Here is a 20,200-nt window from a genome sequence, read left to right on the forward strand (position 1 = left end):
GCAAGGGAGTATTAACAGCGGTTTAACAGTTTCGGCGAGCCTGTTCGACGGCGATTTCCATCGCAAAACGACTGCTCTCTCCCTGGGCTAACGCCACCAGGCCAGGCTGCCCGGCCATATGGTGGGCATTGACCGGATGGCTCTGGGGCTCAAGGCATAAGAACGATTGACCCGACATTCTGAACAGCATCAACCACGGAGTTTGCGCTGTAATTGTGATATTCATCACATCACGCTCCAGGGTCGCCACGCCGTTCCAGCCGGAATAGCCGACGTTCAGCCAGCGATCGCCGCCATGGCGTGACGTGCTGAAATCGACATCCGCCGGGATATTGCTCTGCCAGGCTTGCGGTAAATGGTGTGCACCTTCCGGCCAGTAGCCGCTGGCGGAGAAGCGCAGGCGGCTTTGCGCATCAAAACAGAACCACGGGTGAAAGCCCAGGCCGTACAGCATCGGCGCCTGACCAAGATGGGTGAGCGTCAGCTCCGCCCGCAGAACGTTCCCGCGCAGCTGGTAGCGCAGCCCGGCCTGATAATCAAAACCGCACTGATGCTGGCTGCGCAAGGTGAGGACGCACGCCGTGTCGGAATGCGAAGCTATCTGCCAGCGCGACTGCCAGCCATCACCGTGCAGGAAGAAGCGCTCATCAACCGGACTTTGCGGCAGCACCACCTCCCGCCCCTGAAACCGGAAGCGATTCCCCGCCACCCGGTTTGCCAGCGGCACCATCGGAAACAGCGCGCTGTCGCCGCCGTTCCATAACACCGGCTGCCCGCAGGTCAGGGAAAAGAGTTCCTGTAACCCGCCGCCCTGCGGGTTGACGCGCATCCGGAGATGCGCGTTTTCAATCAACAGCGTTTCCATTAGTGCACGCGCTCAGCATGATTTGCGGAGGCAACCTTGCCGTGCTGTTTTTCCAGCTGCGCCTCCAGCGCCTCCAGCGTCACGCCTTTGGTCTCCGGCACTTTACGCAGAATGTAGAGATAGCCCGCCGCGCAGATCACCCCGTAGAGCAGGAAGCTCCCCGCCGCACCCAGCCCGGCATTGAGCAGCGGGAAGGTGTAGGTCAGCAGGAAGCAGGCGATCCACAGCGCCAGCGTGCCCACGGACATCGCCAGGCCGCGCACGCGGTTGGGGAAGATCTCCGACAGCAGCACCCAAGTGACCGGCGCCAGCGTCACGGCGTAGATGGCAATCGCCGCCAGCACCAGCAGCAGCACCGGCCAGCCCATGATGTTCATGGCGTAGGCGCTGGCAATCAGCACGTAGATAATGGTCAAGCCTGAGGCGCCGAGCAACATCAGCTTGCGGCGGCCAATCTTATCCACCAGCGGCAGCGCGGCGAGGGTAAAGACCAGATTAATGATGCCGGTCGCCACGATCGATTTCAGGGTGTCGTTGATATCAAACCCGGCGGAGGCGAAGATCTCCTGGGCATAGTTGAAGATCACGTTGATCCCGCACCACTGCTGGAACATCGCCAGCACGATGCCGATGATGACAATCGGTTTGACCTGCGGTTGCAGGAGCGTGGAGAACGCCACCTTCTGGGTGTCTTTCTCCAGGGTGTGGGCGATCTCTTTTAAGGTCTGACTGGCGTACGCCGGGGTGCCAATACGCTCCAGCATCGCGCGCGCACGCTCTGGCTTGCCCGCCTTCATCAACCAGCGCGGCGATTCCGGGACAAAGAACATCAGCACCAGAAACGCCAGGGCCGGCACCAGCTCAGCGCCAAACATCCAGCGCCAGCCGGTCTGCCCGTTCCAGGTCTGAATGATGGCCTCCTGAGTGGCGCCTGCCGCTACCGGCTCGGCAATCATCAGGTTAATCAGCTGTGCGGCCAGCACGCCCACCACGATGGTCAGCTGGTTAATGGCCACAAAGCGACCGCGCTTTTCCGCCGGGCTGACCTCCGCGATATAGAGCGGACTCAGGGCGGAGGCCAGGCCGATACCGAGGCCGCCGACGATGCGCCAGATCACAAACATATCAAAACTGCCCGCCACCGCCGTGCCCCACGCCGAGGCGCTGAACAGCACCGCCGAGAGGATAAGCGGACGCTTGCGGCCAAATTTATCGGCACACCAGCCGGAGATCAGCGCCCCGAAGATACAGCCCACCAGGGCGGAACTCATCGCCCAGCCGGACTGTGCCGGGTCGGTAATGGAGAACCAGGCTTCATAGAAGGGCTTGGCCCCGCCAATCACCACCCAGTCGTAGCCAAACAGGAGTCCGCCGCAGGCGGCGACCAGACAGATAGTCCAGACGTAGCCCATTTTCAATTGTGTCTGCGCGCTATTATTCATGTTGATTCCTCTTTAAGGGAAACGCAGGGTACAGAGGGTTAACAGGTGGGTTTCCCCACCTGCGAGGTCAGTTAATGGAAAATGCCCGTGGCCTGCGCATGCTGAAACAGATGCGCTTTGTCATGGGCCGGGTTCAGCGCCAGTAAGTTCCCCAACAGGCGTTTGCAGGCCGCGAGCTCGCCCAGCCCTGCATAGCCCAGCGCCTCAATGAACAGGCAATGCTGCTGGTGCTGATGACCCGCTGGCGTATCCAGTACCACCAGATCCGGGAGCGAAACTGCAAAGAAATCCGCTTCGGGCAGGTCGTCGCGATGGGCCTGCACCCACGCCAGGAATCCCTGGAAATGGCGCTCCGCCGCGGCGGGATCGCCCAACTGGCGCAGCGCCATTCCCTGCCAGAACAGATAGTCCGCTGGCTGATCGTTGTAGTAGCGTCCGGCATCGAGAGTGGAGCCGCCCTGTGCCGCCCGGGCAAAACAGCGTTGCGCGTCGGCATGTGCGCCACTTTGCGCATGGCAGTACCCCAGCAGATACCAGATATCGTTATCGGTTTGCCCCGGCAGACGCCCTTCCCCCAGATTGTGCGGATAGTGCAATGCCGCCTGCAGCAGAGCCATCGCCTCCTGGAATTCCCCGCGGCTTATGTGCTGCAGGGCACGATGCTGCTGGTTGAGCAGATACTGCCCGGTCACTTTGCCTTCACCCCCTTCCCACGGATGGAACTGCCGCTCCTGAAGTACCTGCGCCGCAGCATCGTAGCGCCCGGAACCGTTCCACAGACTCAGGAGTTCTGCGGTGAGGTCATCGCGCTTCAGCGCCACGCGCTCCCGCTCGGTGAGCATGGCGAGGCGTTTCGCCACCGGCTGCCCGGTGAGCTTATTGAGATAATCAAGCTCAAACAGGAAACGCGGATTGTCCGGCTCCAGGGCCACGGCGCGCTGCAGACACTGCTCCGCCAGCGCCAGGTTGTGCTGTTTATTCCAGGCGTAGATCCCAAGCAGGCGGTGGGCAGGGGCAAACTCCGGCTCCTGCGCCAGCGTGGTCTGCCAGCATTTCACCGCATCGTCATAGCGGCGTTTGCTGTACCAGAAGCAGCCCAGCAGATAGCAGGCATACGGGTTGTCGTGCAGGGTTTGCAGCATCTGCACTTCATCAAGAGCATTCGGGAAACGTACCCGGTTGGCCTCGCAGCGCCGCGCCGCGGCAATATAGCGGGCACGGGTAGCAGGATCGTCGCTTAAGGCGGCCCGCCACAGCTGGGGCAACGTCTCCTGGCTGTCGAGCAGATCCAGCATCTCGCGGGCGGCGTCGCGCATGCCCATCGAGATTAACCAGCCCGCCAGCAGGCAGGCATTGGCCCCTCGACGACCAGTCACCTGCAACAGCTGGTCACAGGCAGCATCATCCCGGCTGATTGCCCAGCGGGCATAGTGCAGGGCGTAGCTCAGAGGATGGGTTTGCAGGCAGCGCTGAATGTAGTCCAGCGCTGCGCCTTCGCCCTGCACCTCTGCCAGCGCGAGGGCTTTCAGCCCCATCGCCAGGTTGTTGCTGGCGTTGATGCTAAGGCTGATATCAACTTTTTCCAGCGCATCAGCCGCGTTGCCGCGCTTCATCGCCAGCCGCGCCAGGGATAAGAAAGCCGCATCACGGCAGTTTCCGCTCCACGAGGCTTTGTAGTAGTGATCCCATGCGGCGTCGTCCTGCCCCTGCCGCTCCAGGGCCGTCGCCAGCAGCTGGCTGGCTTCGCCGTCGCGGGGGTTTTTATTCAGACGATGGGCGCGAACCAGCGCGGCTTCGGCGCAGCGTTGCGCCAGCGCCCAGTCGGCACGGTTGAGCGCCAGCGTGCCCAGCGCCACGTTATTGCGATAGTCGTTAGCATCCAGCGCCAGCGCCCGGCGATAGTAATCTTCCGCATAGCGGCTGGCATGGTTGTACTGCTCCAGATGCTGCCCGATAAAATAGAGTTCATCGCTGTTGCTGATCTCTTCCGGCATGGCGGGCGCGGTGGCCGGATCCGGCAGCGGCGTCTCCTGGGGGATATGCTCCTGGTAGTGGAGCAGCGTGCGGCCCGAGGCCTCTTTCACCCTCAGCGTTAAGCGCTGCGGCCAGGTATCCGGCAGCGCCTGCTGCCAGCTTTCGCCCGGCATCAGGGTCAGGTGGGTCTCCCAGACCGGTTTTTCGTCGGCGGTCAGCTCGAGCCGCACATCATGCAGCGGTGCGATGGCGTAGAGGCCGAGGTGAAGCTGCTGCTCACGCCGTTCCAGCTTAAGCGCCAGCTGCGTGTTGGCGTTATGCACCTGTCCCAGTTCGCTATAGGGCAGGAAGTTCTGCACGAAGATCTTCTCTTCGTAGGGTGCAAGCCAGGTGAAATCGGGCTGGTTATCGGTAAACACCCCGGTCATCAGCTCGATATAGGGGCCGTTTTCATCGGTCAGATTGCGATCCCAGGCACGGCCAAAATCGTCATGACCCCAGGTCCACTGCTTTTTCCCCGGCGACACATGGTGGTCAGCCACGTGCAGCAAGCCGCCGCGCTCGCCGTGATGGTATGCCCCGACGAAATCGTAGTCCGATTTTTCCGCCATGTAGGAGGTTGGCACCGGCACGTTTTTGTAGCGGGAGATATCCACGCCCGCGGAATAATCGACTTTATAGTAGGTGCCGGTGGCGATCGGGAAGGCAGAGACGGCGCGCTTGCCATGGTCAAATACCGCCGTGACGTCCGGCGGGAAGACGCTCTGGTGATCGTCCCCACCTTTCACCGCCGGATTTGCCCACCACAGGAAGTGGCGCGGCGTGGCGTTGCCGTTGAAGACTTTGCCGGTGATCTCAACCAATGCCCGGTCAGGGTAAAGGGTAAACCCGGTCATCACCTGCAGGCCGCGCATCGGCTCGGCCTCACCCAGCCAGACGGTTTGCGCCCCGTTATCCTGCTCCTGAATGGTGACGTCGACAGGCATAAAGGTGGTTGGGCGATGGTGCTGCGGCCAGTTAAATTCGATGCCGCCGGAGATCCACGGTCCCAGCAGCCCCACCAGCGCCGGTTTCACCACTTCGTTGTAGTAAACGAAATCACGCTGCTGGACTTTGTCATACGCGCGATGAATACGTCCTCCCAGCTCCGGCAGCAGCATAATGCGGATGAAGTCGTTTTCCATCCAGACGGCCTGGTAATCGCGGGTTTCGCGAACGCCGGTCAGGGTATCGGTCACGCCGTAGGGATAGACCGCGCCAGAGGAGCCCTGATAGACGCGCTTTTCCAGGAACATCGGGTTGGTATCTTCTGCGCCGGTGGTCCACGTCGGTAATGCCACGGTCTCCCGCCAGACCTTCACTGCTCCAGACATATTCACTCTCCAGTAAACAAATAACAGTAAAAAGCGATAAGATGGCAGTGTAGAGAGGAATTCAGCGCGCTGATTGCGTAATGCTCACGCAATATAATTAACGGAGTTTAGTGAATGCAGCTATCCGGTCTGAACAATCACAGGGTACGACAGCATAACCGCCGCACGATCATGTCCCTGGTCTGGCGCTACAAGCGCCTGAGCAAATCCCAGCTGGCCCAGCACACCGGGCTCTCTATTCCGGCGGTAAGCAAGATCCTGGATGAACTGGTGGCGGACAAAAAGCTTGGGCATTCCAGTGAAAACCTCAGCACCCGGGGAATGAACAGCGGCCATTATCAGATCCCGGATGAGGGGCCATTAATACTCTGCATGAATGTCAGCCCCACCAGCATTGAGAGCCAGCTTATCGACGCCCGCATGTCGCCGTTAGGCGAGTTTCGCTGGACTGACGTGAACGCACAGACGCCCGAAGCGTTGTTACAGGCCATTGAGAACCTGTGGCAGCAGCAGCGCAAACAGTGGCCGGGGCAGCGCATTAATCTGGCGCTGGGGATCCACGGCCAGGTCGATACCGCCACCGGGGTATCGCAGATGATGCCCCAGGCGCCGTGGAAAAAACCGGTTGAGATTAAGTATCTGCTGGAAGAAAAACTGGGCATCACGGTGAAGGTGGATAACGACTGTGTGATGCTGGCGCTGGCGGAGAAGTGGCAAAACCCGGCCAACCGCGACGATTTTTGCGTGATTAACGTCGATTACGGTATCGGATCCTCGTTTGTGATTAATGGCCAGGTCTATCGCGGGACGCTTAACGGCAGCGGGCAAATTGGCCACACCATTTTCGATCGCGACGGCGTGGCCTGCGCCTGCGGACGCTACGGCTGTCTGGAGACGGTCGCCTCCCTCTCAGCCCTTAAAAAACAGGCGCGTTTATGGCTGAAATCCCAGCCCGGCACCCTCGGGCTTGATCCGGACAGCCTCACCAGTCTGCAGCTGATTGAGGCCTGGCGTCAGGGGAATGCTCCAATTCAGCGCTGGGCTGACGAGGCCGCCAACGCTATCGGACTGACGCTCTACAACCTGCTCAATATCCTTAATATCAACCAAATCTGGTTCTATGGCCGCAGCTGCGCCTTTGGCGAACGCTGGCTGCAGACCATCAATCGCCAGATTGGATTTACCCCCTTCGATCACGGCGATGCGGTGCGTAACCGGCAAACGGAAATCGCCTTTGGCGGCTTAACCCGGCAGCAGCAGATTATCGGCATTGGCTTTCTGTTCGTGGAGGACGCGCTGGCGGAAGGCTAGCGGAGAACATGCTGAAAGGGGGGGAATTTAAATCATCCTGATGGCTGATTTATGGCGAAAAGCGGAATGGCGGGGCGGCAATTTGTGTATTAGCTTTAAGATAAATCCCACCCCAAACGAGCCTGCCATGAACACACTACGGTATTTCGATTTTGGTCAGTCCCGGGCGCTGATCCTGTTGATTGCCCGTCTCGCCCTTATCCTTCTGTTCATTATTTTCGGCGTGCCTAAAATGTTCGGTTTTGACGGCACGGTGCAGTATATGGTGAAGCTGGGCGCCCCGATGCCGATGCTGGCGGCCATTGTGGCGGTGATCATGGAAGTGCCCGCCGCCATTCTCATCGTGCTCGGCTTTTTTACTCGCCCGCTGGCGATGCTGTTTGTCTTTTATACGCTGGGAACGGCGTTGATTGGGCACCACTACTGGGATATGAGTGGCGATGCGGTGATGCCGAATATGATTAACTTCTTCAAGAACATCAGCATCGCTGGCGGATTCCTGCTGCTGGCGGTGGCCGGGCCGGGCGCTATCTCCATCGACCGGCGTTAGCCATAAAAAAGGCCGCTTGCGCGGCCTTTTTGTTCTGCGAGGCAGACTTATGCGTAAACCGGGAAGCGGGCGCAGATTTCCAGCACTTTCGCTTTCACGCGTTCGATAACCGCTTCGTCGTTGATGTTGTCCAGCACGTCGCACATCCAGCCCGCCAGCTCTTTCACTTCCGCTTCTTTAAAGCCGCGGCGAGTGACAGCCGGAGAACCGATACGGATACCGGAGGTCACAAACGGGCTCTTCGGATCGTTTGGTACGCTGTTTTTGTTAACGGTGATGTTGGCGCGGCCCAGGGCAGCGTCAGCTTCTTTACCGGTCAGGTTTTTATCAACCAGATCCAGCAGGAACAGGTGGTTTTCAGTCCCGCCGGAGACCACTTTGTAACCGCGGTTCAGGAAGACTTCCACCATCGCTTTGGCGTTCTTAGCAACCTGCTGCTGGTAAACCTTGAACTCTGGCTCCATCGCCTCTTTCAGCGCCACGGCTTTCGCCGCGATAACGTGCATCAGCGGGCCGCCCTGCGCGCTTGGGAAGACAGCAGAGTTCAGTTTTTTGTACAGCTCTTCGTCACCGCCCTTCGCCAGGATCAGGCCGCCGCGCGGACCGGCCAGGGTTTTGTGGGTAGTGGTGGTGACAACGTGTGCGTGTGGAACCGGGTTCGGGTAGACGCCTGCGGCGATCAGACCGGCAACGTGTGCCATATCGACGAACAGGTATGCGCCGATGCTGTCTGCGATTTCACGCATTTTTGCCCAGTCAACAACACCGGAGTAGGCAGAGAAACCACCGATGATCATCTTCGGTTTGTGCTCTTTGGCCTGCTTCTCCATGTCGGCGTAGTCAATTTTACCGGACTCATCGATACCGTAAGGGATGATGTTGTACAGTTTGCCGGAGAAGTTAACCGGGGAGCCGTGAGTCAGGTGGCCGCCCTGCGCCAGGTTCATACCCAGAACGGTATCGCCCGGCTGCAGCAGTGCGGTATAGACAGCGAAGTTAGCCTGAGAGCCAGAGTGCGGCTGCACGTTAGCGTAGTCAGCGCCAAACAGCTCTTTTGCGCGATCGATCGCCAGCTGTTCAACCACATCGACATACTCGCAACCGCCGTAGTAGCGCTTGCCCGGGTAACCTTCAGCATATTTGTTGGTCAGCTGAGAGCCCTGCGCCTGCATCACGCGCGGGCTGGTGTAGTTTTCGGAGGCGATCAGTTCGATGTGCTCTTCCTGACGTACTTTTTCCTGCTCCATAGCCTGCCACAGTTCGGCATCATAATCGGCAATGTTCATTTCACGCTTTAACATCCGCATCTCCTGACTCAGCTAACAAGTAAATTTTGGCCTGAAAAGGCAGTCCTGATGGACGACGGGCAACAGTATAACTGATTAGCAGAGTGATAACAGGTCTTGACAAAGGATTTTACGCAAACGTTTACCTACCCGCCACGCAAGGGTTTGAGGAATAGCGTCCTCGCCCTGCAAAAGGGAATTCTTTTCAGGTTTGTGATGCAGTTAATTCATGTTGCAAAGAACCATTTACAAAGCAGGGTTATTTTTTATAAGATGCATTAAAAATACACTATTAAAGTAACATTTGAAGGAAGCTGCTATGTTAGATGCCCAAACCATCGCTACCGTAAAAGCCACGATTCCCCTGCTGGTCGAAACGGGTCCTAAACTTACCGCCCATTTTTACGATCGTATGTTCGCGCACAACCCGGAGCTCAAAGAGATTTTTAACATGAGCAACCAGCGTAACGGCGATCAGCGCGAAGCGTTATTTAACGCCATTGCCGCCTACGCCAGCAACATCGAGAACCTGCCGGCCCTGCTGCCAGCAGTGGAAAAAATCGCTCAGAAACATACCAGCTTCCAGATCAAACCTGAGCAGTACAACATTGTTGGCACCCACCTGCTGGCGACCCTGGACGAAATGTTCAGCCCGGGCCAGGAAGTGCTGGACGCCTGGGGCAAAGCCTACGGCGTGCTGGCGAACGTCTTTATCAACCGTGAAGCGCAGATCTACAGCGAAAACGCCAGTAAGACCGGCGGATGGGAAGGTACCCGCGCCTTCCGTATCGTGGAAAAAACCCCGCGCAGCCAGCTTATCACCAGCTTTGAATTTGAACCCGTCGACGGCCAGCCGGTTGCCGATTACCAGCCGGGCCAGTACCTGGGCGTGTGGCTGAAGCCTGAAGGCTTCCCGCATCAGGAGATCCGCCAGTACTCTCTGACCCGCAAGCCAAACGGCAAAAGCTATCGCATTGCGGTAAAACGCGAGGAAGGCGGTCAGGTTTCGACATGGCTGCATAACGAAGCCCGCGTGGGTGATGTGGTGCATCTGGCCGCCCCTGCGGGCGACTTCTTTATGGCTGTTGAAAGCAATACCCCGGTGACGCTGATCTCCGCCGGTGTCGGCCAGACCCCGATGCTGGCGATGCTGGACACCCTGGCGAAGGCGCAGCATAAGGCGCAGGTGAACTGGTTCCACGCCGCAGAGAATGGCGAAGTGCATGCGTTTTCTGATGAAGTGAAAAGCCTGGCTGCCGGCCTGCCGCACTTTACTGCCCATACCTGGTATCGCCTGCCGTCGGATGACGACCGTGCCGCTGCCCGCTTCGACAGCGAAGGCCTGATGGCGTTAAGCGAGCATAAAGAGCAGTTCCACGCCCCGGAGATGCAGTTCTACGTCTGTGGCCCGGTGGCCTTTATGCAGTATGCCGCCGCGCAGCTTCTGGAGCTGGGGGTGAATAAAGAGAACATTCACTACGAATGCTTCGGCCCGCATAAGGTACTGTAATGCAAAAAGCCCCTCAGTAGAGGGGCTTTTTTTTTGCCCGGCGGCGCTCCGCTTGCAGGGGCCTACGGGATGTCAAACAACGGGTAATTAAATCGCCGCGTCGTCTTCTTCGCCGGTACGGATACGGATCACGCGCGCCACGTCAAAGACGAAGATTTTGCCATCACCAATTTTGCCGGTCTGTGCGGTGCGGATAATGGTATCCACGCAGGTATCCACGATGTCATCCGACACCACGATCTCAATCTTCACCTTTGGCAGGAAATCGACCATGTATTCTGCGCCACGGTAGAGTTCGGTGTGGCCCTTCTGACGACCAAAGCCTTTCACCTCTGTCACCGTCATGCCGGTAATGCCGACTTCTGCCAGCGCTTCGCGCACATCATCCAGTTTGAAAGGTTTAATAATCGCATCAATCTTTTTCATGGTGGTCCTTAAACTTATGCCTGTCAGCTGCCTCGTAATCGGTTGCTCACAGTATCATATTCAGGCGGAATTTAGCGCATCACTCTTTAAAATCGTTTGCTTCCAGCTCATGGCGCGAGAGCAGTTTATAAAACTCGGTGCGGTTACGCCCCGCCATGCGCGCCGCATGGGTGACGTTGCCTTTGGTGATCTGCAGTAACTTACGCAGATAGTTAAGCTCAAACTGGTTGCGGGCTTCAACGAAGGTCGGCAGGGCGGTGTTTTCGCCCTCCAGCGCCTGCTCCACCAGCGCATCGCTGATCACCGGCGAGGAGGTGAGCGCCACGCACTGCTCAATCACGTTCACCAGCTGACGCACATTACCGGGCCAGCTGGCGGTCATCAGCCGCTTCATGGCGTCGGTGGAAAATGCACGGACAAACGGCTTGTGCCGCTCCGCGGCCTGGCGCAGCAGCTGAGTAGCGAGCAGCGGAATATCTTCTGCCCGCTCCGCCAGCGCAGGGATCTTCAGGTTAACAACATTGAGACGGTAGAAGAGGTCTTCACGAAACTCGTTGCGCGCCATCGCCTTGGGCAGATCCCGGTGGGTCGCGGAGATAATGCGCACGTTGATGTCGATATCGCGGTTACTGCCGAGCGGTCTGACCTTGCGCTCCTGCAACACGCGCAGCAGTTTGACCTGCAGGGGCGCCGGCATGTCGCCAATTTCATCGAGGAACAGCGTGCCGCCTTCCGCCGCCTGGAAAAGCCCTTCCCGGCTGCTGACCGCACCGGTGAAGGCGCCGCGCGCATGACCAAAGAGCTCGGACTCCAGCAGCTGCTCGGGCAGCGCCCCGCAGTTAATGGCGATAAAGGCGTTTTTGCCGCGCGGGCTGGCGTTGTGAATGGCCTGGGCGAGGATCTCTTTCCCGGTGCCGCTCTGGCCGTTAATCAGCACGCTGACATCGGACTGCGCCACCATGCGCGCCTGCTCCAGCAGACGCAGCATAATCGGGCTGCGGGTGACGATCGCCTCCCGCCAGGTTTCGTCGCCGGAGGGGGCGGCGTGTTCCAGGGCATCATCAATCGCTTTGTAAAGCGCGTCTTTATCCACCGGCTTGGTGAGGAAGCTAAAGACCCCCTGCTGGGTGGCGGCCACAGCATCAGGGATCGAGCCGTGGGCGGTAAGAATAATCACCGGCATGCCGGGCTGGAGCTTCTGGATCTCGGTGAAGAGCTGCATGCCGTCCATTTCGTCCATCCGCAGATCGCTTATCACCAGATCGATCTTCTCGCGGCCCAACACTTTCAGCCCCTCCTGACCACTTTCGGCGGTCACGATGCTATAACCCTCGCTCACCAGACGCATCCCCAGCAGCTTCAGCAAACCGGGATCGTCATCCACCAGCAAAAGATGCGCAGGTTTTCGGCTTGTCATGGCTTTACGTCCTCCTGTTTCGGGGCATCGCTTTTCGGGTCTGTCGCATCACCCTCGGTGCCGGCGGGCGACGCGGCACTCTTCGGCGCGTCCGGCAGATAGTTACTGACCGGCTTACGGGTGGAGAGCTGCCGTTCAATATCGGTCAGGTTTTCCAGCTTGCGGGTTGTGGTGTCCAGCTGCACCCGCAGGTATTGCTGCTGCTGGCGCAGGGTATCCAGTTCACCGTCGGTGGTCTGCTGCAGCTTACCGTAGCGGAAACGCTCCTCTGCCAGCTGCAGTTGCAGCACCTGACCGTGTCGCCACAGCTGATACAGCGGGCGCACCTGGGCCGGGATCTGCGGGCTCAGCGCATCCAGCCGGGTGGTCAACTGGCGCCGCTCTACCGGGTTAATTTTGGCATTGGCCAGCAGGATCCCGCGCTTAAAACTCTCCTGCCAGGTATCATCGTCCCATCCCCTCGCCTCTGCCCGCGCGGCGGCGGGTGAGAGGCGATCTGCGCAATCCATGCCGCGCAGCCAGTAAAGCGGGTTGCTGTCGGTCTCCTGACCGTGCAGCTGCCAGATATTATTGCAGTCGGTAGACAGGAAGTCCGCCAGCTGATGCTCAGGCAATTTTTCACCCTGCTTGTCGCTGATGGCACTGGTCGGCGTACTGGTGACGCACCCGGCCAGCAGCAGGCAGGGAAGGCTCAGAAAGAGAGAGTGACCGGAAAATACCGCGTTAATGGCGCGGGAAAAGACGTGTGACATACTCACCAGATTTAGATTCATTTTAGTGGTTTTTCCGACTCAAGCGGCAGTTCGATGCGAAAACAGACATCGGTACGGTCGTCAGTAACAAGGTTAAGCTCTCCATGCATACGACGAATACAGTCACGGGCGATACTCAGCCCCAGGCCGCTTCCCTTCACCGCCCCTTTTCGTTGATGGCTACCCTGATAAAAGGGTTCAAAGATCATCGCTTTTTCATCGTCGGGGATCGGGCTTCCGGTGTTGGCGACATCGATACAGACTCGCGAGCCGCGCGTAAAACTGCGAACATAAATGGTACCGGATTCAATACCATAGTGCACCGCATTGGAATAAAGATTATCCAGCACGCTCATCAGCAGCATCGGCTCGGCTAAACAGGCGGGTGTCGCCAGCGCCAGTTCAGTATGCATCATTTTAGCGCGAGCAGGCAGGCTGTGAGCAGACAGCACCATATCCACCAGCGGCGCGAGCTCTACGCGCTCAAGCTCCGGGATGCCGTCGGCCAGTTTACGGTTGTAGTCGAGCAGCTGTTCAATCAGCTTTTGCAGGTTGCGGCTGCTGGCATCAAGGATCTCGACAATCTCTCTTTGCTCCGGGGTCAGCGGCCCGGCAACCTCATCGGCCAGCAGTTCGGTGCCCTCACGCATGCTGGCGAGGGGCGTTTTCAGTTCGTGGGAAATATGGCGTAAAAACTGGTGACGTTGGGATTCGAGCCATGACAGCCGCTCCGACAGCCAGATGATACGTTGCCCGACCGAACGCAGCTCGCGCGGGCCGGTAAAGGCCACGGTATTGCCCAGCGAGCGCCCCTCCCCCAGCCGGTTGATCATCCGCTCAATGCCCTTAACCGGGCCGATGATCATCCGGGTGAAGAGCACCACTAACAGCAGGCTGAGCAGAAAAAGGACCAGCGCCTGCCAGCCAAAGAACTGGCCGCGCTCGGCAATCTCCTGCTGGAGCTGTTGCCCGCGGGAGAAGATCACCGACCGAGTCGCCTGAACCATCTCGGTATTGGCATTCGCAAAGGCCTCCAGTCGCATAGCGGCCTGGGCATCAGGCCCGCTGTTAATGCACTGCAGCTGGGACAGAGCGTTAAGATCCTGGCGCAACGTCTGATAGAGCTTATCGTCGGGCAGTACACCGGCATGGGCGTCGAGCATATCGCTGTAGCGCTTACGCTGATCCTGGTATACCCGCGCCAGCGTTCTGTCGTCGAGGACGCAATACTGCCGGTAGCTGCGCTCCATCTCCAGGGCGGCATTGGTCATCGCCTCGCTGCGGCGGGCATCAATCAGGGTGGTTCTGTTGGTCAGCGCCGCCTGCGCGCTGAGCGCGTTCAGGCTCTGCCACGCCTGCCATGCCAGCACCAGCAAAGGCAGCAGGATCAGCAGGAAGGCCATCATGACTAACTGTCGTAAGGAGCGAGGGAAAACTGGCCAGCGTTTCAACGCATTACTCTCTGTCGCGAGGGGGTAAGGGGATGCTAGCCGGACATGCGTTCAGATACAACAAAGCCGGGTTAAAAACCCGGCTTTGTTGCGGAATGAGGCGGTGCCTAACTCGACGTTTCGCCCTGGGTCTGATAAAGCAACGCTATGATCAGTAGTTGGACGGCAGGCACCTTTTTGTGCGTCATTCGAAGTTTATGTAGCACGTCCCGAAGGGGCTGACATAAGAAGGTGAATGAGCCACTGGTTACTATTATGCAACAGATGTGCCAAAATGCAAATAAAAATATTAATGTGTTGAAAAATATGAATTTATAGAGCTTTGCGTACTTATTCAGCGCGTGATGATTTTCAGGCTATCTGTCGCTAATCAGCAACACTCTGGCAGAATTCTTACTAACATTATAAAAATCAAAAACTTAAGTGTCGCCTTTTGGCGACACCGCAGAATGTGAGTTGTCGCACATTTGCGACACTGAGGAATTGCCGGGCAGCACTGCCTTTGCCCGGCCTACAAAATTTATCCGGCTTTTGGAGGCCCGGTAAGCGAAGCGCCCCCGGGCACAACAACGATCTCTTAACCTAACTGCTTACGCGCGTTGCGGAAGATACGCATCCACGGGCTGTCCTCGCCCCAGTTTTCCGGGTGCCAGGAGTTACTGACGGTGCGGAACACGCGCTCAGGGTGCGGCATCATCACCGTGACGCGACCGCTTTCGCTGGTCACCGCGGTGATCCCGTTGGCAGAGCCGTTCGGGTTTGCCGGGTAGTTTTGCGTTACCTTGCCGAAGTTGTCGACAAAGCGCAGCGCCACCAGACCTTTGCTTTCCAGCTCCGCCAGATGCGCGGCATCACGCAGTTCAACCTGCCCTTCACCGTGGGAGACAGCGATCGGCATCTGCGATCCCACCATTCCCTGCAGCAGCAGAGACGGGCTCTGGGTCACTTCCACCAGGCTGAAACGCGCTTCGAAGCGATCGGACTGGTTACGCACAAAGCGCGGCCAGGCTTCGCTGCCCGGGATCAGCTCGCGCAGGTTAGACATCATCTGGCAGCCGTTACAGACGCCCAGCGCCAGGGTCTGTGGACGGTGGAAGAAGGTTTCGAACTCATCGCGGACGCGTTCGTTGAAGAGGATGGATTTTGCCCAGCCCTCGCCCGCGCCCAGCACGTCACCGTAAGAGAAGCCGCCGCAAGCCACCAGCGCCTGGAAATCAGCCAGACCGGTGCGCCCTGCCAGCAGGTCGCTCATGTGGACGTCGATGGCATCGAAGCCTGCACGGTGGAAGGCGGCCGCCATCTCAACGTGGGAGTTCACGCCCTGCTCACGCAGGACAGCTACTTTCGGACGCGCACCCTTCGCAATGTACGGCGCGGCGATGTCTTCGTTAATGTCGAACGAGAGTTTGACGTTCAGGCCCGGATCGTTGTCGTTGGCTTTCGCCTCGTGCTCCTGATCGGCACACGCCGGGTTATCACGCAGACGCTGCATCTGCCAGGTGGTTTCCGCCCACCACATACGCAGCGTGGAGCGGCTTTCGGCAAAGACCGTCTGGCCATTCGCCTCGATAACAAAACGATCGCCGCTCACCGCTTTACCCAGATAATGTACGCAGTCGCCGAGACCGTGCTGCGCCAGCAGCGTTTCCACCGCCTCGCGATCTGCCGCCCGTACCTGAATGACGGCGCCCAGCTCTTCGTTGAACAGCGCAGCCAGATTATCGTTACCCAGAGAGGCAATATTCACTTCCACGCCGCAGTGGCCGGTGAAGGCCATTTCCGCCAGGGTGACCAGCAGGCCGCCGTCGGAACGGTCGTGGTAGGCCAGCAGTTTGCGTTGGGCCACCAGCGCCTGAATGGCGTCGTAGAAGCCCTTCAGCTGCGCCACATCGCGCACGTCTGCCGCTTTGTCACCCAGCTGGCGATAAACCTGCGCCAGCGCGGTGGCACCCAGTGCGTTATGACCTTTACCCAGGTCGATCAGCAGCAGGGCGTTGTCTTCGGTAGAGAGTTGCGGGGTAATGGTGTGGCGCACATCTTCCACGCGGGCAAAGGCGGTGATCACCAGCGACAGCGGAGAGGTCATCTCGCGCTGCTCGTTACCTTCCTGCCAGCGGGTTTTCATCGACATGGAGTCTTTGCCCACCGGAATGGTCAGGCCCAGCGCCGGACAGAGCTCTTCACCCACCGCTTTAACCGCTTCGTACAGCCCGGCGTCTTCACCCGGGTGACCGGCAGCGGCCATCCAGTTGGCGGAGAGCTTGATGCGTTTGATGTCGCCAATCTGGGTGGCAGCGATGTTAGTCAGCGCTTCACCTACCGCCAGGCGGGCAGAAGCGGCAAAGTCCAGCAGCGCCACCGGGGAGCGTTCGCCCAGCGCCATCGCTTCGCCATAGTAGCTATCGAGGCTGGCGGTAGTGACCGCGCAGTTCGCCACCGGGACCTGCCACGGGCCCACCATCTGATCGCGGGCGACCATGCCGGTCACGGTACGGTCACCGATGGTGACAAGGAAGGTTTTCTCCGCCACTGCCGGCAGATGCAGAACGCGGTTTACCGCCTCGGCAATCGTCACACCCTGCAGGTCGAGCGCTTTACCGCTCGCTTTGCGGGATTTAACGTCGCGGGTCATCTTCGGCGTTTTACCCAGCAACACGTCCAGCGGCAGATCGATCGGCTGGTTGTCGAAATGGGTATCGCTTAAGGAGAGGTGCATCTCTTCGGTGGCCTCACCGATCACCGCATACGGGGCGCGCTCGCGACGGCAGAGCTCGTCAAACAACGGCAGCTGATCCGGGGCAACGGCCAGCACGTAGCGCTCCTGAGATTCGTTACACCAGATCTCCAGCGGGCTCATGCCGGGTTCATCACTCAGGATATCGCGCAGGTTGAAGCGGCCCCCGCGGTTGCCGTCGCTCACCAGCTCCGGCATGGCGTTGGAGAGACCGCCCGCACCCACGTCATGAATAAAGAGGATCGGGTTGGCATCGCCCAGCTGCCAGCAGCGGTCGATCACCTCCTGGCAACGGCGCTCCATCTCTGGGTTGTCGCGCTGTACGGAGGCGAAGTCGAGATCCGCATCAGACTGGCCGGACGCCATCGAGGAGGCGGCCCCGCCACCCAGACCGATATTCATCGCCGGGCCGCCCAGCACGATCAGCTTGGCACCCACGACGATCTCGCCCTTCTGCACGTGATCGGCGCGAATGTTGCCGATCCCGCCCGCCAGCATGATCGGCTTATGGTAGCCGCGCAGCTCTTCGCCGTTGTGGCTGTCCACTTTTTCTTCGTAGGTACGGAAGTAACCGTTCAGTGCCGGACGACCAAATTCGTTGTTAAACGCCGCGCCGCCCAGCGGTCCGTCGGTCATGATATCCAGCGCGGTAACAATACGCTCTGGTTTGCCAAAATCTTCTTCCCACGGCTGTTCAAAGCCCGGGATGCGCAGGTTGGAGACGGAGAAACCGACCAGACCCGCTTTTGGTTTTGCCCCACGGCCGGTTGCACCTTCGTCACGGATTTCACCGCCGGAGCCGGTGGCGGCACCTGGCCACGGCGAAATAGCCGTCGGGTGGTTATGGGTTTCCACCTTCATCAGGATATGCGCCGGCTCCTGATGGAAGTCATAGCGCCCCGCTTCGCGATCGGCGAAGAAGCGGCCCACCTCGGAACCCTCCATAACTGCGGCGTTGTCTTTGTAGGCGGACAGCACATGATCAGGGGTTTGCTCGAAGGTGTTTTTGATCATTTTGAACAGCGACTTCGGCTGCTGCTCGCCGTCGATAACCCAGTCGGCGTTAAAAATCTTGTGGCGGCAGTGCTCTGAGTTGGCCTGCGCGAACATATAGAGTTCGATGTCGTTCGGGTTGCGGTTCAGCTTAATGAACGCGTCCTGCAGGTAGTCAATCTCATCTTCTGCCAGCGCCAGGCCTAAACGCAGGTTGGCGTCAATCAGCGCCTGACGGCCCTCACCCAGCAGGTCCACGCTCTGCACGGGCGCAGGCTGATGGTGAGAGAAAAGCTGCTGCGCGTCGTCGAGAGAGGCGAACACGCTCTCCATCATGCGGTCGTGCAGTTCTGTTGCCACGGCTGACCACTGTTCATCAGTCAGGCTTGCGGCTTCAACGTAATAGGCCACGCCCCGCTCCAGACGGTTAATCTGGCTCAGACCACAGTTATGGGCGATGTCGGTTGCTTTAGAAGACCAGGGGGAGATGGTACCCGGACGAGGCGTAACCAGCAGAAGTTTACCGTTCGGGGTATGGCTGCTCAGGCTTGGGCCGTACTTCAGCAGGCGCTCAAGCCGGACTAAATCCTCTGACGTTAAGGGAGCATTCAGGTCAGCAAAATGGACATACTCAGCGTAAATATTGCTTACCGGAAGGTCGGCCGCCTGAAAACGTGCCAGCAGTTTATTGATACGGAAGGCAGACAGTGCAGGCGAACCACGCAGAATTTCCATCATAAGTCTCTCGTCTTCGAAGCGCCGGAGGCGCTTACAGTGTGCGCAAGGGGGGAAAACGGGCGCCATTATAGTGGATCCTGCGCGCCGACGAAACCGTTTGCGTCGTAATAAAATCGTCGTCGTCATTTAACCATTGGTGTTGCCTTTCCCGCTAATAAGTTGCCAAGTGGCGCAACTTTACGCAAAATGCCGCGAAATCTTTGGTAATACTTGTTTTTACTATGGCCAATAAACAACAGAATAATACACAGCGCATAGAATCAACTTATTGAAAAAATTAAAGATTAATTATCTGTTCATCGGCATCGTGACCCTGCTGTTGGCAGCGGCCCTGTGGCCTTCAATCCCCTGGTTCGGTAAAGCCGAAAATCGCATCGCCGCCATTCAGGCGCGGGGGGAGCTGCGCGTCAGTACCGTGGCCTCTCCCCTCACCTACAGTGCGATCAACGATAAAGTCATTGGGCTGGATTACGAACTGGCGCAGCATTTTGCTGACTATCTGGGCGTAAAGCTCAGAATTACGGTACGCCAGAACATCAGCCAGCTGTTTGACGACCTGGACAATGATAAGGCTGACATGCTGGCTGCTGGCCTGGTCTATAACAGCGAGCGCAGCAAAAACTATCAGCCAGGCCCAACCTACTACTCTGTCTCGCAGCAGCTGGTCTATCGCGTAGGCAGCCTGCGACCACGCACGCTTGCCGGGCTCACCGCCGAGCAGCTCACCGTTGCCCCGGGCCATGTTGTCATTGACGACCTTCGGGCGCTGAAAGAAAAAAAGTACCCTGAACTTAGCTGGAAGGTTGATAAGAAGCTCGGCACCACGGCGCTGCTGGAGCAGGTGACGGACGGGAAACTGCCCTACACCATCGCCGACTCGGTTGCCATCAGCCTGTTCCAGCGCGTTCACCCGGAGCTGGCCGTGGCGCTGGACGTCACTGACGAGCAGCCTGTCACCTGGTTCAGCCCTCTCGACGCCGACCAGACGCTCTCCGCCGCCATGCTCGATTTCTTTAACAGGATGAATGAAGACGGCACGCTGGCGCGTCTGGAGGAGAAGTACCTCGGTCACGGGGATGGCTTCGACTATGTCGATACCCGCAGCTTCCTGCGGGCGGTGGATAATGTCCTGCCGACGCTGAAGCCCCTGTTTGTGAAGTATGCCCAGGAGATTGACTGGCGACTGCTGGCCGCCATCTCTTATCAGGAGTCTCACTGGGACGCACTGGCCACCTCGCCAACCGGGGTACGCGGCCTGATGATGCTGACCAAAAATACCGCCCAGAGCCTGGGACTGACCGACCGTACCGATGCTGAGCAGAGCATCAGCGGCGGCGCGCGCTACCTGCAGGCGATGATGGACAGAGTGCCGGAGAGC

General features: G+C 58.7%; 13 protein-coding genes. 4 read left to right on the top strand and 9 right to left on the bottom strand.

All coding sequences use genetic code 11. From position 1 onward, the window contains the following. Positions 1–22: 22 nt before the first annotated feature. The 3 genes from WFM46_RS10715 to WFM46_RS10725 form a co-directional block, all read right to left on the bottom strand. Positions 23–865, bottom strand: a complete 843-nt coding sequence (locus WFM46_RS10715; RefSeq protein ID WP_336997607.1) for an aldose 1-epimerase — start codon at positions 863–865, stop codon at positions 23–25. Continuing rightward, positions 865–2,307: a sugar porter family MFS transporter gene (locus WFM46_RS10720; RefSeq protein WP_180209523.1), complete on the bottom strand. Its 1,443-nt coding sequence runs from the start codon at positions 2,305–2,307 to the stop codon at positions 865–867. Before WFM46_RS10720 ends, WFM46_RS10715 begins: the two co-directional genes overlap by 1 nt. A 71-nt stretch (positions 2,308–2,378) precedes the next feature. Further along, entirely contained in the window at positions 2,379–5,654 is a 3,276-nt protein-coding gene (locus WFM46_RS10725; RefSeq protein WP_336997608.1) for a DUF5107 domain-containing protein, read from the bottom strand. Between the two features lie 114 nt (positions 5,655–5,768). On the opposite strand from WFM46_RS10725, the gene WFM46_RS10730 reads away from it, so the two are divergent. Then, positions 5,769–6,965, top strand: a complete 1,197-nt coding sequence (locus tag WFM46_RS10730; protein ID WP_103824608.1) for an ROK family protein — start codon at positions 5,769–5,771, stop codon at positions 6,963–6,965. Between the two features lie 127 nt (positions 6,966–7,092). Then, entirely contained in the window at positions 7,093–7,515 is a 423-nt protein-coding gene (locus tag WFM46_RS10735) for a DoxX family membrane protein (protein WP_180209520.1), read from the top strand. A 47-nt stretch (positions 7,516–7,562) separates the two neighbouring features. Here WFM46_RS10735 and glyA read toward each other — a convergent pair whose 3' ends face one another. Then, the gene (glyA, locus tag WFM46_RS10740; RefSeq protein WP_103180737.1) at positions 7,563–8,816 is read right to left on the bottom strand and encodes a serine hydroxymethyltransferase; all 1,254 of its coding nucleotides are present in this window, start codon (positions 8,814–8,816) and stop codon (positions 7,563–7,565) included. Positions 8,817–9,120: 304 nt separating this feature from the next. Between glyA and hmpA the strand changes: the two genes are divergently transcribed. Then, a complete protein-coding gene (gene hmpA, locus WFM46_RS10745; protein ID WP_103180738.1) occupies positions 9,121–10,311 on the top strand; it encodes an NO-inducible flavohemoprotein in 1,191 nt (396 codons plus the stop codon). Positions 10,312–10,398: 87 nt separating this feature from the next. Here the strand turns inward: hmpA and glnB are convergent, their stop codons facing one another. The 5 genes from glnB to purL form a co-directional block, all read right to left on the bottom strand. Continuing rightward, entirely contained in the window at positions 10,399–10,737 is a 339-nt protein-coding gene (gene glnB, locus WFM46_RS10750) for a nitrogen regulatory protein P-II (RefSeq protein WP_003860685.1), read from the bottom strand. A gap of 79 nt (positions 10,738–10,816) precedes the next feature. Next, on the bottom strand, positions 10,817–12,154 hold the full coding sequence (gene glrR, locus WFM46_RS10755) for a two-component system response regulator GlrR (protein ID WP_103180739.1): 1,338 nt from the start codon (positions 12,152–12,154) through the stop codon (positions 10,817–10,819). Further along, positions 12,151–12,927 (bottom strand): two-component system QseEF-associated lipoprotein QseG, encoded by a 777-nt coding sequence (gene qseG / locus WFM46_RS10760; protein ID WP_336997609.1) that lies wholly within the window; start codon positions 12,925–12,927, stop codon positions 12,151–12,153. The genes glrR and qseG overlap by 4 nt, the downstream gene beginning before the upstream one ends. Further along, complete coding sequence (gene qseE, locus WFM46_RS10765) at positions 12,924–14,357, bottom strand: two component system sensor histidine kinase QseE/GlrK (RefSeq protein ID WP_263950336.1); 1,434 nt, start codon at positions 14,355–14,357, stop codon at positions 12,924–12,926. The genes qseG and qseE overlap by 4 nt, the downstream gene beginning before the upstream one ends. 577 nt (positions 14,358–14,934) lie before the next feature. Further along, the gene (purL, locus tag WFM46_RS10770; protein ID WP_263950335.1) at positions 14,935–18,822 is read right to left on the bottom strand and encodes a phosphoribosylformylglycinamidine synthase; all 3,888 of its coding nucleotides are present in this window, start codon (positions 18,820–18,822) and stop codon (positions 14,935–14,937) included. A 268-nt stretch (positions 18,823–19,090) separates the two neighbouring features. On the opposite strand from purL, the gene mltF reads away from it, so the two are divergent. Continuing rightward, positions 19,091–20,200: membrane-bound lytic murein transglycosylase MltF (gene mltF, locus WFM46_RS10775; protein WP_336997610.1), on the top strand; the 1,110-nt coding region annotated here is incomplete at its 3' end.

This window comes from Leclercia sp. M50, from assembly GCF_037150775.1.
Taxonomy (GTDB): Bacteria; Pseudomonadota; Gammaproteobacteria; order Enterobacterales; family Enterobacteriaceae; genus Enterobacter.